At 68.5% G+C, this 14,922-nt stretch carries 10 protein-coding genes and 1 pseudogene; 3 read left to right on the top strand and 8 right to left on the bottom strand.

Annotation, left to right across the window (positions count from 1 at the left end):
* Position 1: 1 nt before the first annotated feature.
* The 3 genes and pseudogenes from HQ306_RS14210 to HQ306_RS14200 form a co-directional block, all read right to left on the bottom strand.
* A pseudogene (locus tag HQ306_RS14210) lies at positions 2-920 on the bottom strand (TauD/TfdA dioxygenase family protein).
* Positions 921-933: 13 nt separating this feature from the next.
* Entirely contained in the window at positions 934-2,754 is a 1,821-nt protein-coding gene (locus tag HQ306_RS14205) for an FAD/NAD(P)-binding protein (protein ID WP_308115357.1), read from the bottom strand.
* The gene (locus tag HQ306_RS14200; protein WP_222632645.1) at positions 2,751-3,860 is read right to left on the bottom strand and encodes an LLM class flavin-dependent oxidoreductase; all 1,110 of its coding nucleotides are present in this window, start codon (positions 3,858-3,860) and stop codon (positions 2,751-2,753) included. The genes HQ306_RS14205 and HQ306_RS14200 overlap by 4 nt, the downstream gene beginning before the upstream one ends.
* A 146-nt stretch (positions 3,861-4,006) precedes the next feature.
* Here HQ306_RS14200 and fgd point away from each other — a divergent pair, with 146 nt between their 5' ends.
* A complete protein-coding gene (fgd, locus tag HQ306_RS14195; RefSeq protein WP_222632096.1) occupies positions 4,007-5,020 on the top strand; it encodes a glucose-6-phosphate dehydrogenase (coenzyme-F420) in 1,014 nt (337 codons plus the stop codon).
* Here the strand turns inward: fgd and HQ306_RS14190 are convergent.
* Together HQ306_RS14190 and HQ306_RS14185 are read right to left on the bottom strand one after the other, a co-directional pair.
* Positions 4,980-5,405 carry a MarR family winged helix-turn-helix transcriptional regulator gene (locus tag HQ306_RS14190; protein WP_222632094.1) on the bottom strand — a complete coding sequence of 142 codons (426 nt, stop codon included), beginning with the start codon at positions 5,403-5,405 and terminating at the stop codon, positions 4,980-4,982. The two genes, fgd and HQ306_RS14190, sit on opposite strands and share 41 nt — an antisense overlap.
* Positions 5,406-5,442: 37 nt before the next feature.
* On the bottom strand, positions 5,443-6,894 hold the full coding sequence (locus HQ306_RS14185; protein WP_374197688.1) for a DHA2 family efflux MFS transporter permease subunit: 1,452 nt from the start codon (positions 6,892-6,894) through the stop codon (positions 5,443-5,445).
* Positions 6,895-7,008: 114 nt separating this feature from the next.
* On the opposite strand from HQ306_RS14185, the gene pta reads away from it, so the two are divergent.
* Entirely contained in the window at positions 7,009-9,126 is a 2,118-nt protein-coding gene (gene pta, locus HQ306_RS14180) for a phosphate acetyltransferase (protein ID WP_222632092.1), read from the top strand.
* Positions 9,123-10,310: an acetate kinase gene (locus HQ306_RS14175; protein ID WP_222632090.1), complete on the top strand. Its 1,188-nt coding sequence runs from the start codon at positions 9,123-9,125 to the stop codon at positions 10,308-10,310. Before pta ends, HQ306_RS14175 begins: the two co-directional genes overlap by 4 nt.
* On the opposite strand, the gene HQ306_RS14170 is transcribed toward HQ306_RS14175, so the two are convergent.
* Genes HQ306_RS14170 through HQ306_RS14160 form a run of 3 tightly spaced genes read right to left on the bottom strand, consistent with a single transcriptional unit; the run spans position 10,311 to position 14,916 of the window.
* On the bottom strand, positions 10,311-12,632 hold the full coding sequence (locus HQ306_RS14170) for a serine/threonine-protein kinase (RefSeq protein WP_051613448.1): 2,322 nt from the start codon (positions 12,630-12,632) through the stop codon (positions 10,311-10,313).
* Positions 12,633-12,634: 2 nt separating this feature from the next.
* Positions 12,635-13,606, bottom strand: coding sequence for a glutamate ABC transporter substrate-binding protein (locus HQ306_RS14165; protein ID WP_027506227.1), 972 nt, complete (start codon positions 13,604-13,606; stop codon positions 12,635-12,637).
* Positions 13,606-14,916, bottom strand: coding sequence for a hypothetical protein (locus HQ306_RS14160; protein ID WP_051613449.1), 1,311 nt, complete (start codon positions 14,914-14,916; stop codon positions 13,606-13,608). Before HQ306_RS14160 ends, HQ306_RS14165 begins: the two co-directional genes overlap by 1 nt.
* Positions 14,917-14,922: the final 6 nt, after the last annotated feature.

Below are 14,922 nucleotides of genomic sequence, written 5' to 3'. Positions count from 1 at the left end.
GTCAGACGGCGACGAGGGTCGGCTTGTCGAGCGGCGAGTAGTGCGACGCGTCTCCCGCGATGACCCGGCTGCTTTCGCCGTGAACAGAGACCGGGACGTCGCCGGCCAGAGTGATGCGCTCGAGTCGTCGGTGCTGGTCGCCCCAGTCCGCGACGGCATAGTGCTGCGTCGCGCGGTTGTCCCAGATCGCGACGTCGCCCAGCTGCCACTGCCACCGAACGGTGTTCTCCAGCTTCGTCACTCGGTCCTGCAACAGGGTGAACAGTGCGTGGGACTCCTTCGTGGACAGTCCGACGAAGCTCTTGACGAAGTGGCCCAGGAGCAGAGTTCGTTCACCGGTCTCGGGATGGACGCGCACGACAGGGTGCTCCGTCTCGTAGTGGGTGGACTGGAACTCGCGGCGGTACGCAGCAGAGTTCTCGTCGCGCACAGCATCGGCAGCCGTGGCGGAGTAGTCGTACGTGTTGGTGTGCACTGCCCAGAGATTGTCCACCAGTGCTCGAAGTGGTTCCGGCTGAGACTCGTACGCGGCTACCTGCGATGCCCACGTGGTGTTGCCGCCGTACTCGGGCAGCGTGACTGCACGAAGGATCGACGCTTTCGGGATGCGATCGACGAAGGTGACGTCGGAATGCCAGCTGTTCGCCTTGCCGTACGTCGAGTCGATGGCAAAGAGTCTTCGTGCCGTGCGATGTCACGGTGGGATGGGGCGTGATCGGGGCTCCGAGCAGCTCGGCGAACGCGTACTGGGACTCGTCGTCGAGGTGATCCTGGCCGCGGAAGAAGATCACCTTGTGCTGCAGTAGGGCACGGCGAACGACGTCCACGGTGTCCGCGTCGAGATCCCCGCCGAGGCGGACCCCGTCGATACGCGCTCCGATGTGGGCGCCGAGTTTGGTGGTGGTGATGTGAGTTGTCATGCGACACACAACATCACACGGCGCGTCGGTCCTGAGCGTTTGTGCTCGAGCTGATTAGATCAGCGGCGATGCCGTCGTTGTGGCGGGAGAATCCTGCGTCGATGCCGGGGCGGGCGAACGCCCCGGACCAGGCGTGTCCGGCGACCCAGGCTCCGACGGCGTATCGACGTGGGTGAGCTGTGCCCGACGCGTCGACGACGCGTGACGACCCGTCGACGGCCAGCTTGGCAGGGCTGGTGGGCGACGCGCGAACCTCGCGCACCTCGCCGCGCTCGTGCAGCGATCGGAGCAGCACGTCGGCACTCGCGGAGATGGAGGCGGCCGGCAATCTGGCCTCGATCAGCGTTCCCGCCCGCACGATGTCCGGGTGTGCGGTCGACGTGGCCCGGAACCCGTCGGCATCGACGTCGAAGCGGACGTTCGGGCCGAGGTAGCGGATCACCCCGGCCCTGCCGAGCGCGAGCAGTTGTTCGAGTCGTTGGGGCGGGGGGCCACTGGCGATGAAGCTGAAGAACGAGTGCAGATTCCCCTCCACCTGCGTGGCGACGTCGGTGGGCGCGAGACGCTGCGTACGCACCAGCTCGCCGACGGTGCGATAGACCGACAGCAATCCGGTGAAGACGGCGGCATCGGCACTGAACCGTGGGTCCCGCCGACGCCGGAGATCCGCGTCGATATAGGCATGTACCCGGTCGGCCGACTCCTCCAGCGAGTCGAACTGCTCGTGCTGCAACGGCCGGTCGAGCACGTCGATGTCGAACCGATCGGCAGGGTCGGGAACCATCCGCTCGACGAGGTCGCCGACGGCCGCAGCGCCGGCCCTTTCCAACGCCGAGTCCAGGTCGGCGAACGACCCACGAACCGCGTCGGGATGGGACGCGAACAACTCGTAGTAGTGGGCCCACGCCAGTTCGGTCACTGCGAGCGGCCAGATGTCCGCGCGGAAGTCGAGAATGTCGGTGCCGGGAAATGCTTCCGGAACGAAGAAGCGCGGCAACGGGGGAGCCGCGTCGGCGATGGAGTAGGAGATCTTGGAGTGGTAGGGCACTCCGCGTCGGGAACCGGCGTACACCAAGGGCTCCCGTCCGGACGGGGTGTAGACGAGGGTTCCGTCGTCCGACCGGAAGAATGTGCCGCCCCGTGACTCGGCGAGCAGCACCATCCAGTCGACGAAGGCGAGCCCCAGACCGGAGACCAGCACCGGTTCACGCTCGGGGACGACGGTCGGATCGAGGTCGGCGGTGTACCCGGGTCCGATGTAGCGCAGACCGTGGTCGGCGGCGAAGTGCGCGAACGCGGCGACGTCCGCGGGAGGCTCCGTGTCGGGCTGTCCCTGCGCGAGCACGACGTCGTCGACCTCGAGCACCTCGCCGGAATCCAACGACAGTCGTTGCAGCCCGGCATGTTCGGACAGGTCGAGAACGGTGGCTCGGTGCACGTGGACCCGCACCTTGTCCGGGCGGGCCTTGACGGTCGACTCGAAGACGTGGGCGAGGTAGTGCGATTGCAGAGACCGGGACGCGAACGACGAGGGCGTGAATCGTCCGATCTCGTCACGCAACGCAGGATCGGTGACCAGGGTGTCCCGATTGGCCAGCACCCATTCGGCCAACGTGGGGCCGCCGGACCCGTCGGGCAGCATCGCGACGTCGGCCGCGACGGAGTTCATCCACAGCAGCGGGTCCTGGTCGCGCCGCCAGATCCGTCCGGCTCCCGGAGCGTGCGGATCGATGACATGGACGTCGACAGGTTCGGTGAGGTCGTCGGCGCGACCGACGATCCGTTCCAGGATGCCGGTGGCGCGGGGGCCGCCGCCGACGAAGGCGATGCTCACGACCACCACTCCGCGGTGAAGCCCACAGCGCGCCGGTCGTCCCGCTGGCTCCACAGCAGCGGCTCGGGAATTTCTTTGCGTACGCGGGGGATGACGTCCTCGGCGAACTGCCGGAGGATGTCCTTCTGGTGCTCGGGATCGAGCAGGTGATTGATCGAGACCGATTGCAGCACATGGCCGTAGGACTGGTGGTAGTCGATGATCTTCTCGGCGACGCGTTCGGACGATCCGACCAGTGACGGTCCGCGGTCCACCGCCTCCTCGACGGTGCGGAAGCTCGTCACCTTGCCCTTGGCCGCGGGATCGTGTCGACGCTTGTCGGCCTGCGCGACGGCGCCCTCGTACAGCGGCCGGAACTCCTCGATCGCCTTCTCCGTGGTGTCGGCGAGGAACAGGCCTCCGGAGCCGGACCCGACGAAGGCGTAGTCCGGGTCGTGCCCGTACTCGGCGTACTTCTCGCGGTACCTGTCGATGAGGACGGCATAGTTCTCGCGCGGCTGGAACGCGTTGGCCGAGACGATCGGGTCGCCCCACTGCGCTGCCAGATCCACCGCCTCCGTCGACGTCGCCGAGCCGTGCCAGATTCGGAAGGGCCCGGCGTAGGGCCGCGGGAGGGGGGTCGCGTCGGTGAGGGGGCTGCGGTGCTGCCCGGACCAGTCGACGTTCTCCTCGCTGATGAGCCGTCGGAACAACTCGTAGTTCTCGGTGAGGTACTCGTACTGCTTCGCGATGTCCTTGCCGAACAGCGGGTACTGCAGCACCTCGTTGCCCTTGCCGATGACGACTTCGAGCCGACCGCGGCTGAGCTGATCGACGGTGCCGAAATCTTCCGCGAGCCGCACAGGGTCGAGGACGGACAACACCGTGACGCCCGTCGACAGCAGGATGCGGCTCGTGGCCTGAGCCAACGCACCGAGGATCACCGTCGGACTCGACGACAGCACGTCACCGGCATGCCGCTCACCGACGGAGTAGGAGTCGATGCCCAGTTCGTCGGCAAGGACCGCGAGCTCGACGACGCGATCGAACCGGTCGGCCGCGGGCACGGACTCGCCCGTGACGGGGTGCGGCGGGTTGAAGATGATGTCCAGGATCTGGAAACGCACAGCGGACTCCTCGTTCTCGAGCAACCGTTCCACGGTGCCGGAGAGGAGCCCGGGCGCACAGGGTTGCGCGCACGACGATTCGAACGTCGTTACTGATAGACATGACAGGAGTCGGATCCCTACCGGCGAAGAGACAGGAGTTCGGTGTGGCACAGGCATTGAAGCTGGGATACAAGGCATCGGCCGAGCAGTTCGGCCCCCGCGAGCTCGTGGAGATCGCCGTTCTCGCGGAGTCGTCGGGCATGGATTCGGCGACCGTGAGCGACCACTTCCAGCCCTGGCGCCACGAGGGCGGCCACGCCCCGTTCTCGCTCGCGTGGATGACGGCCGTCGGTGAGCGCACGAAGACCCTGCAGCTGGGCACGTCGGTGATGACCCCGACGTTCCGCTACAACCCGGCCGTGATCGCCCAGGCGTTCGCGACGATGGCGTGCCTGTACCCGAACCGGATCATGCTCGGTGTAGGCACCGGTGAGGCCCTCAACGAGATCGCGACCGGATTCGACGGCGAGTGGCCCGAGTTCAAGGAGCGGTTCGCTCGCCTGCGCGAGGCTGTGTCGCTGATGCGCGAGCTGTGGCTGGGCGATCGCGTCGACTTCGAGGGTGAGTACTACAAGACGAAGGGCGCATCGATCTACGACGTGCCCGAGGGTGGCGTTCCCGTCTACATCGCGGCAGGTGGCCCGGTGGTCGCGCGCTACGCGGGACGCAGTGGTGACGGCTTCATCTGCACCTCGGGCAAGGGCATGGAGCTCTACACCGACAAGCTCATTCCGGCCGTCGCCGAGGGTGCGGCGAAGATGGAGCGGCCCGTCGAGGACATCGATCACATGATCGAGATCAAGATCTCGTACGACACCGATGCCGATGCGGCGCTGGAGAACACGCGCTTCTGGGCGCCGCTGTCACTGACGCCGGAGCAGAAGCACTCCATCGACGATCCGATCGAGATGGAGAAGGCCGCGGACGAGCTGCCGATCGAGCAGGTGGCGAAGCGGTGGATCGTCGCCTCCGATCCCGACGAGGCCGTCGAGAAGGTCAAGCCGTACGTCGATGCAGGCCTGAACCACCTGGTCTTCCACGCGCCGGGTCACGATCAGCGTCGGTTCCTGGAGCTGTTCAAGACCGATCTGGAGCCCCGTCTGCGCCGTCTGGGCTGACGACGCCAAAGGACACCGCGCCCGACAGGATCCGGTGCAGCACCGCGGCGTCCTCGTCGCCGAGGTCGGCGAGCGAGTCGGGTACCGGGTCGGTGATCGCGTGCACGCGATCCATCAGGGCGCGGCCGTCGTCGGTGATCGTGACGCGCTTGCTGCGACGATCGCTGTCGTCGACGGTGCGGCGGACGTAGCCGCGAGACTCGAGTTCGTTGACGCACACCGTGGTCGCCGGTGCGTCCATCGCCGCCGCGGTGGCCACCGCGCTCATCGTCAGCGGTCCGTCGACCAGGCGCCGTAGCACCCGCACCCGGCTGAACGGCATGTCGACCTCGGCCGCCACCCGTCGGCGCCAGGTGTCGCGGTTCTCGAAGACCAGCGAGGTCATCGCGGCCCAGGCCTCGTCTATCGGTCGGCTCCGGCGGTCAGGCACGGGCGGGCTCCGGTGTGCGGAACAGTGCGGCCACGTCGTCCGCGGTCCGCGTGGCCCGCCTGCTCGCGCTGACCAGCCCGAGGCCCGCGACGATCAGACCGATGGCGGCCAGAGCCCACCAGACCGTGTGTGTGGAGGCGGCGAACCCCGCGTCGATGCCGGCCGCGGCGCCCGCGGTGGTGAGGCTCCCGCACAGCGCGACGCCGATGCTGACACCGATCTGGCGGCTGGTCGACGCGACTGCCGACGCCGCACCCGCGCGATCGCGGGGCATCCCGCCGACGGCCGCGTTGGTGATGGGGGCGTTGACCAGCCCGAAGCCGACCCCGAAGATCGCGAACATGACCAGTAGTGCGCTGACGGGGGTGGTGGCGGAGAGGCGGGTGAGGGTCAGGCCCGCGACGGCGACGACCACACCGGCGATGGTCATCGAGGGGCGGGCACCCCACCGAGCCACCATCCGCCCGGACAGCGGCGAGCAGATCAGCGTGGCGAGTGCGAGCGGCAGGAAGGACGCTCCCGTGCCGATGGCGCTGAAGCCGCGCACCTCCTGCAGGTACAGCGACATGAGGAACAGGAACGCTCCGTATCCGCCGAAGGCGCACACGGCCACGATCGTCGCCGACGAGAACGGGATGCTGCGGAAGAAGCGCAGATCGATGAACGGATCGACGCGCCTGTTCTCGTAGCGGACGAACGCGACGAACGAGCCGGCGGACAGGGCGAACACCGCGAGGGTGATGGGCGACGACCATCCGAGCGAAGGACCCTCGATGAGGCCGAACACCAGGGAGGCCAGCATGACGACACCGAGCAGCTGACCGACCGGATCGAACGCGCGCACGACGGGCGACCGCGACTCGGGGACGAACACGGCGGCGAGAACGAACGCTGCGAGGCAGACCGGGATGTTGATCCAGAAGACGGACCGCCACCCGGAGATCTCGATCAACAGTCCGCCGAGCATGGGACCGAGGGCCATGGAGATGCCGACCACGGCGCCCCACATACCGATCGCCCGGGCACGCTCGGCCTTCCCGGTGAAGACCTGCGTGATGATCGACATGGCGACGGGGTTGAGCATCGACCCACCGATCGCCTGGATCATGCGCGCGAGGATGAGGACCGGGGCGGTGGGGGCGAGGCTGCAGAGCAGCGAGCCGACGGCGAAGCTGACGAGTCCGATCTGGAAGACACGGCGCCGCCCCACACGGTCCGCGGTGGTGCCGGACAGCAGCAGCAGACTGGCGAGCACCAGTGTGTAGACGTCGATGGTCCACTGGAGCTGGGACACGGATGCGCCGAGTTCGGTGCGGACGGCGGGCAGCGCGACGTTCACGATGGTGGCGTCCATCGAGACGATGAGCAGGCTGAGGCAGCACGTGGCCAGCACGATCATCTTGTGACGCTGGTCGAGACCGTCTGACGCGACAGTTGTGTTCACACAAGTATTATGCTTGCGTAGGCTAAGAAAGTGCGGAGTTGTTCCCGGGATCACAGCCCGACCGCGGGACATCGTCTCGGACGATCGCGGCGGCGCGCCCATTAGGCTGAGACCATGGTCGCCGCGCCCGCAGACACGCCCAGTTCGCCCGTCTCCAGCATCTACATCGCGTCGCCCGAGGGGGACACCGGCAAGTCGACCATCGCGTTGGGGCTGCTGCGCATGCTCGGTGCCTCGACGGCTCGGGTCGGTGTGTTCCGGCCGATCGCTCGGTCGTCGTCCGAGACCGACTACATCCTCGAGCTCATGATCGACCACACCACCGCGGACACCACGTACGAGCAGTCGCTCGGCGTCACCTACGACGAGGTGCACGCGGATCCCGACGCCGCGCTCGCCGAGATCGTGCGCCGCTATCACGACGTTGCGTCCCAGTGCGATGCCGTGGTGATCGTGGGCAGCGACTACACCGACATCGCCAGTCCCAGCGAGCTGGGGTTCAACGCGCGCGTCGCCGTGAACCTGGGCGCCCCGGTGCTCCTCGCGCTGCGTGGCTCCGAACGCACGCCCGAGGAGATCGCCCACCTCGCCGACGTGTGTCGATCGGAACTGTCGACGCACCGCGCCCATCTGGCCGGCATCGTCGCCAACCGGTGCGATCCCGACGCGTTGGACGACGTCATCGCGCAGCTCTCGACAGAGGACGTGCCGGCGTGGGCTCTGCCCGAGGTACCGCTGCTGGTCGCACCGACCATGGACGAACTGCTGCACGCGATGAAGGGCGAACTCTACAGCGGCGATGCCGAACTGCTGCAACGGGAGGCCCTGCGCGTGATGGTCGGCGGCATGACGGCCGAGCACATTCTCGAGCGACTCACCGAGGGAGTCGTCGTCATCGCTCCGGCCGACCGCTCCGACGTCGTGCTCGCGCTCGTCAACGCCCACGAGGCCGAGGGGTTTCCGTCGCTCGCCGGCATCGTCATGAACGGCGGACTGACACCGCATCCCATGATCGCCAAGCTCATCGAGGGTCTGCAGCCCCGACTACCGATCCTCACCACCGAACTCGGAACCTTCGACACCGCGAGTGTGGCCGCGTCCACTCGCGGGCGGGTGGCCGTCGGATCGCAACGCAAGGTCGACACGGCGCTGGCGCTCATGGAGCGCCACGTCGACGCCGCCGCGATCCTGGGCCGCCTCGACGTCGCGATGCCGTCGGTGGTGACGCCGCAGATGTTCGAGTACCAGCTCATCGACCGGGCCCGCGCCGACCGCAAGCACATCGTGTTGCCCGAGGGGTCGGACGACCGGATCCTGCGCGCGGCCGGACGACTGCTGCAACGGCAGGTCGCGGATCTGACCATCCTCGGCGACGAGGCGGCGATCACGCGCAGGGCCGGGGAACTGGGGGTGGACCTGTCCGAGGCCACCGTGCTGGATCCGACCAACTCGGAGTACACGGACGACTTCGTCGCGGAGTACGTCGAGCTGCGCAAGCACAAGGGCATGACCGAGGACAAGGCCCGCGACATCATGTCCGACATCTCGTACTTCGGAACCATGATGGTGCACAAGGGTATTGCCGACGGTATGGTCTCGGGCGCCGCGCACACCACGGCGCACACCATCAAGCCGTCCTTCGAGATCATCAAGACCATGGATGGGGTCTCGACGGTCTCGAGCATCTTCCTGATGTGTCTCGCGGACAAGGTGCTCGCCTACGGCGACTGCGCCGTGGTTCCCGATCCCACGTCGGAACAGCTCGCCGACATCGCCGTCTCGTCCGCGGCCACCGCATCGATGTTCGGCATCGAGCCGCGCGTGGCGATGCTGAGCTACTCCACCGGCGATTCCGGATCGGGTGCCGACGTGGACAAGGTCCGGACGGCGACCGACCTCGTCCGCGACCGGGCGCCGGATCTGCTGGTGGAGGGGCCGATCCAGTACGACGCGGCCATCGACCCGTCGGTGGCGAAGTCCAAGCTGCCCGACTCCGAGGTGGCGGGCCGGGCGACCGTGTTCGTCTTCCCCGACCTCAACACCGGCAACAACACGTACAAGGCGGTGCAGCGCAGCGCCAACGCCGTGGCGGTGGGACCGGTCCTGCAGGGACTGCGCAAGCCCGTCAACGATCTCAGTCGAGGAGCCCTGGTGCAGGACATCGTGAACACCGTGGCGATCACCGCCATCCAGGCCCAGTCCGGTACCGACGGTCTCGAGGTCGCGAAGTGAGCACGGTGCTGGTCGTCAACTCGGGATCGTCGTCGGTGAAGTTCCAGGTGGTGGACCCCGACTCGGGACACAGTGTCCTGCAGGGCATCGTCGAGCGCATCGGGGACGCCGACGGGCGCGTGGCCGTCACCCGCGGCGACGACTCGACGGAGAAGACGACCGACATCCCCGATCACGTCACGGGCCTCCGGCTGGCGTTCGAGATGATGGCCGACGCGGGACTGCCCCTGGCGGAGGCGGGTATCACGGCAGTGGGGCATCGAGTGGTGCACGGCGGCACCGTCTTCAGCGAGCCCACCCTCATCGACGACTCGGTCGTGACCACCATCGACGAGCTCAGTGCGCTGGCGCCCCTGCACAATCCGGCCAACCTGCGCGGGATCGAGGTGGCGCGACGGGAGCTGCCCGACGTGCCGCAGGTCGCTGTGTTCGACACGGCGTTCTTCCACACCCTCCCCGCCGCCGCCTCGACGTACGCCATCGATGCGGCCACCGCCGCCGAACACGACATCAAGCGGTACGGGATGCACGGCACGTCCCACGAGTACGTGAGTGGCCGTGTGGCAGAGCATCTGGGACGGTCGCCGTCGGACGTGAACCAGATCGTGCTGCACCTCGGCAACGGCGCCTCGGCATCGGCCGTGCGCGGCGGCGTCGCGGTGGACACGTCCATGGGCCTCACCCCGCTCGAGGGGCTCGTGATGGGAACCCGCAGCGGCGACATCGATCCCGGCATCGTGATGCACCTGCGGCGCAGTGCCGACATGGACGTCGATGCCATCGACGAACTGCTCAACCGCCGCTCCGGTATCAAGGGATTGAGTGGTGTCACCGACTTCCGTGAGCTCCGGCGCCTCATCGACGACGGTGACGAGGCCGCGGCCCTGGCCTTCGACGTGTACGTCCATCGCCTGCGGCGCTATCTCGGCGCGTACATGATCGAGCTGGGCCACGTGGATGTCGTCACGTTCACCGCCGGCGTGGGCGAGAATTCGGCCGAGGTGCGCGCAGCGGCCCTGGCGGACCTCGAGATGTACGGGATCGAGCTGGACGAGGAGCGTAATGCCGAGCGCGGCAAGCGAATTCGTGTCATCTCGACGGACGATTCCCCGGTGACGGTCCTCGTGGTACCCACCAACGAGGAGTTGGCCATCGCCCGCGCCGCGGTGGCCCTGATCGGCTGATCAGAAGAGGGACTTGGGCCGCACCGCGTTGGCCAGGTCCACCAGGGCGAAGCGGTGCGACCGGGTGCGCGCGGTCCGGGCGAGGGATCGCAGGGCGGTCTCGGCGCCCGTACGGAGGCCGTCCCGCGTGAAGGGCACGCCGAGCAGCGGCACCGTGGACTCGGGCGTGTGCCCGGATTCCATCCATTCGAGCGCGGTGCCCAGGACGACCGTCCGCAGTTGCAGCGCACGGGGTTCGCGCGCCGGCAGCGCCTCGACGCGCCGCGCCGCCTCGTAGAGCGCACCCTCGTCCATGTCGGCCGCGGAGCCGGAGAGCAGTGTGAGTACGCCGGTCATCCGTGCCATCGAGTAGTGCCGTGACGTGGCGGGCACCAGATCGAGAGTCATGATGGCGTCGAGCAGCGCACCCCGTTCCGCGAGCCTGCGGGCGAGACCGAACGCGGCGCTGACGATGGTGCGATCGGTCCGCCACACCGTGGTGTACATCGTCTCGGCCAGGGCGCACCACGTGTCGTGGCCGTCGTCGGAGGTCTGCTGCGCCAGCAGTTCCGCCGTCGCCGCGAGCGCGAGCTTGGGTGCGACCTCGCCGGGCATCGCGGAGAGCACCGAGTCGAACTTGTCGGCGGCGTCGACGAAGTTACGGCACAGCAGCGCGATGGTGCCGCGGTGCCAGTCGACGCGCCAGTTGCCCGTCACGTCGTCCAGCCTGCGCATCACCTCGGCGGCCGAATCTCCCTCGCCCAGATCGAGATACGCGCGGGCCTCGGTCAGCACCGCTTCCACGGACCCGACGGAGTCGTCGCCCACGGTGCGATCGAGGCCGTTCTCGCGAGCGAGGCGCAGCGAGTCGAGCGTCTGGTGCGGTTCGCTGTGCACGGCCGCGGCGATGAGCTGCGCGCTCGGGTCCGACGTGTCGATCAGGGGGACCGGAAGCGCGGCCACCACGTCGCGCGGATCCAGCCTGGCCACGCGGTGCCGTCCGTCGATGTACACGTCGGTGACGGCGACCTGCTCGTCGGTGCCGAAGGTGGTGCGCTGCGGGCTGAACACCGACGACAGCGACGGGTGGCTGTCACCCGTCTGCTGCGAGAGGATCTCGCGCAGAACACCACTGAGCTGACTCGCGGCCTCGTCGGCGCTGCGGAACCGGGTGAGCGGGTCGGCGGCCGTCGCGCGTCGGAGCAGCCGGGCGAAGAACTGGTACTCCTGCAGGACGGGCGCGTCCTCGGGGATGCCGTCCACGTACCGCCCGTGCTCCGAGGCGATCTCGAGCGTCAGGACCGCGAGAGTGCGCCCCACGGTGAAGATGTCGGACGCCACCGTGGGTCCGGTCCGCACGATCTCCGGTGCCTGGTACCCGGCCGTGCCGTAGAGGTACCCGTAGTCCTCGAGCTGGCTCACCGCGCCCAGGTCGATCAGCTTGATCTGGTCCTGCGTCACCATGACGTTCTCGGGTTTCAGATCGTTGTACGCCAGACCGATGGAGTGCAGGTAGGCCAGCGCGGGCATCACCTCGAGGAGGTAGGCGATGGCTTCCTGCACAGGCAGTTTCGTGCGCGTCGGGTTGTCGGTCATGATCTGGCGCAGCGTGCGACCGCCGACGTACTCCATGACGATGTACCCCGTCGACGACGGCGCCTCCTGCGAGCCGGGCGCGAGGGGGCGGGGGTGCTCCACGAAGTTGTAGATCTTGACGATGCCGGGGTGGGTCACCTCGGCGAGGAACTGGCGTTCCGCCATCGCCACCGCGTGTGCCTCGGCGTTGCCGAAGTGCAGCAGGCCCTTGAGCACGACCCAGCGATCGCTGACGTTGCGATCGATGGCGAGGTAGATCCACCCGAGTCCGCCGTGCGCGATACACCCCTGCACCTCGTACTGCCCGGCCACCATCTCACCGGGTTCGAGCAGCGGGGAGAAGTCGAAATGCGTTCCGCACCTGTCGCAGTCACCCGACGGATGGGCGGGCCGGCCGTCGACGCTCCGCCCGACGGGGGCGTTGCACTTCCAGCAGAACCGCTTGCTCTCCGGGACGCGGGGGTCCGACATGACAGCGGTCGCGGGATCGACCTCGGGAATGCGCGGCAGTTCCACCAGCCCACCACCGAGGCGACGACGCTTTCCGGTTCGTACGCGGCGGCTCGGCCGGGAGGTGCGCCCCGTGGTGTCCTCCCGCAGCGCGGCCCGCGTCGCATCGTCCTCCTCGGGGCGCACCGAGGCCCTCGTCGCGTCGGAGTCCTGCTCGCGCAGGGCGGCGCGGGTGGCGTCGGGATCCTCGTCGCGCAACGAGGCCCGGGTCGCCTCGAGATCGGGTTCGGTACTCATGATCAGCCGTTGTAGACGGGAAAGGGCGCGCCGGGAGACGGGCCGAGGACGGACAACCACTGGGTGTAGATGCGGTTCCAGGTGCCGTCGCCGCGAATGCGTTCGAGCGTCCTGTTGACGACGCGCACGAGGTCGTCGTGACCCAGCGTCACGCCGATCCCGTACGGCTCCGCGGCGATGGAGAACCCGACGATCTCCAGGTACGGATCCTGGGCGGCGAGTCCGGCGAGGATCGCGTCGTCGGTGCTGACGGCGTCGACACCGCCCTGCTGCAGCACCACGAGACAGTCCGCCCAGCTGGGTACGCTGACGATCTGGGCACTGGGCTGCAGACGCTGGATGCGCAGCAACGACGTGGTGCCCGCCGCGGCGCACACGCGCCGACCGCCGAGGTCACCGACACCCGTGATGCCCGAGCCCTTGACGGCCAGAACCCGTTGATCCGCCTGGTAGTACACGGTGGAGAAGGTCACCCGTTCGCGCCGGGCACACGTGATGGTCATGGTCTTGACGACGATGTCGACCTCGCCCTCGGCCAGGGCGTCGATCCGCTCGGCGGACGCGAGGATGCGGTACTCCAGCCGGTCCGGGTCCCCGAACAGATCGCGGGCGACCTCGCGGGCGATGTCGACGTCGAAGCCGACGATCTCACCGCTCACGGGATCGCGGAAGCTGAACAGGTTGCTGCCGGTGTCCAGCCCGACGACGAGGCGCCCGCGGGCGCGGATCGCGTCGACGTTCGGAGCGGGTACGGGTGCGCCGTCGGGCGCGGCGTAGTTGGGCCGCAGGCTCGCACGGGGGTCGCCGCAGTCCTCTGCCGGTGGCATCGGTGCGCCCGGGGTGACGCCGGTGGCCCCGTCGGGCAGCGGTTCGGCGACGGTGGCGCGGTCCGGCGCCTCCGGCACCGGCGTGGTGTCCGCGCAGCCGGTCAGGACGAGGATGAGCGCGGCGGCGATCACGGCCGCGCGGCGCATCACAGGTACTCCCGGATACGCGACCACATACCGCCCACGACGGCGAGCACGGCCAGGCCGCACACGATGCCGGTGCCCACGGTGAGGCCGGCCAGCACGCCCGACGCACGCTGGACGTCGTCTCGCAGGGACGCGCGGGACGCCTCGATCTCCTCGACGAGAGCCGAGTCGAGCCGACCGAACACGTCGCTGGAGTCGCCGGCAGCCGTTCCGGTGGCGATGGTGACGGCAGTGTCGAAGTCGCCGACGTCCAGCGACGCGTTCATCCGGTCGTGCGAGCTGGTCCAGAGCGACACCAGCGCACGGGCGTCGTCCATCCGGGGACTGTGCGTGTCGTCGTCGTGCGCGAGTGTGCCGAGGGTGTCGGCGAGGCCGGACACCGCGTCGGAGTACGACTTCTCGTAGTCAGCGAAGCCGCCGCGCCGCGTCATGCCGATGGTCTCGTCGGCGCGTGCCTGCTGGGCGAGGATCCGGCTGGTGGTGAGCAGGTCCAGGGGCTCCGCGCCGCGCACCAGAGCGCGGTCGGTGGCGGTCGAGGAGATGAGCCCCGCGACGAGCATCCAGCCGAGCAGCAGTACGACGCCCACCGTGGCACCCGCGAAACCGACGTTGACGGTGCGCTTGGTCTTCCGGCTCAGGAACATCTGCGCGCCGACGAGCACGAGCACGGTGATGCCCAGCACGACGAACGCCGACCAGGGTGGTGTCGCGAACTGGCGCTGCGCATCCGACACGTCACCGGACTTCTCCGCGTGCAGTTCCTCGGCCCACGGCAGGATCGTGTTCTGCATGAGGGTCGACGCCTCGGCCAGATACGCGGAACCCACCGGATTGCCGACGCGGTTGTTCGTCCGCGCGGTCTCGATGATGCCGGCGTACAGCGGCAGGTTCGTGGAGATCGTCGCCAGCAGTTGCCGCGACGTCGCGTCGTCGCTCGCGAGTCCGGTGGACGCGCGGACCACCTCGCCCGCCGCCGCTCCGAGCGAGTCCGTGTACCGACCACGGACGTCACCGGGTTCCAGACCGCCCGAGAGGAAGGCCGTCGCCGCCGTCGCGTCCGCGACCGACAGCTGCACGTACAGGTTCTGCGCCGCATCGGACAGCGGCTCGGTGCGCGCGAGCAGAAGTTCGAGGGTGCGCTGGCGGTCCGACACCGACAGCGTCGTCACGAGAGCGGTGGTCACGAGCGTCGCGACCACCAGTAGACCCACCGCCAACAGCCGGACGGGAGTGGAACGGAGGAACTCCGACCGTTCGGAGCGGGTGTCGACGGGCGCGCGCAGAGTCAGCGCACTCGTCTGCTGTGACACCTCGAC

This window comes from Rhodococcus sp. BP-160, from assembly GCF_019836205.1.
Classification (GTDB): Bacteria; Actinomycetota; Actinomycetes; order Mycobacteriales; family Mycobacteriaceae; genus Rhodococcoides.
The sequence above is the reverse complement of the archived record's forward strand: the minus strand, read 5'-3'. Positions and strand labels throughout refer to the sequence as shown.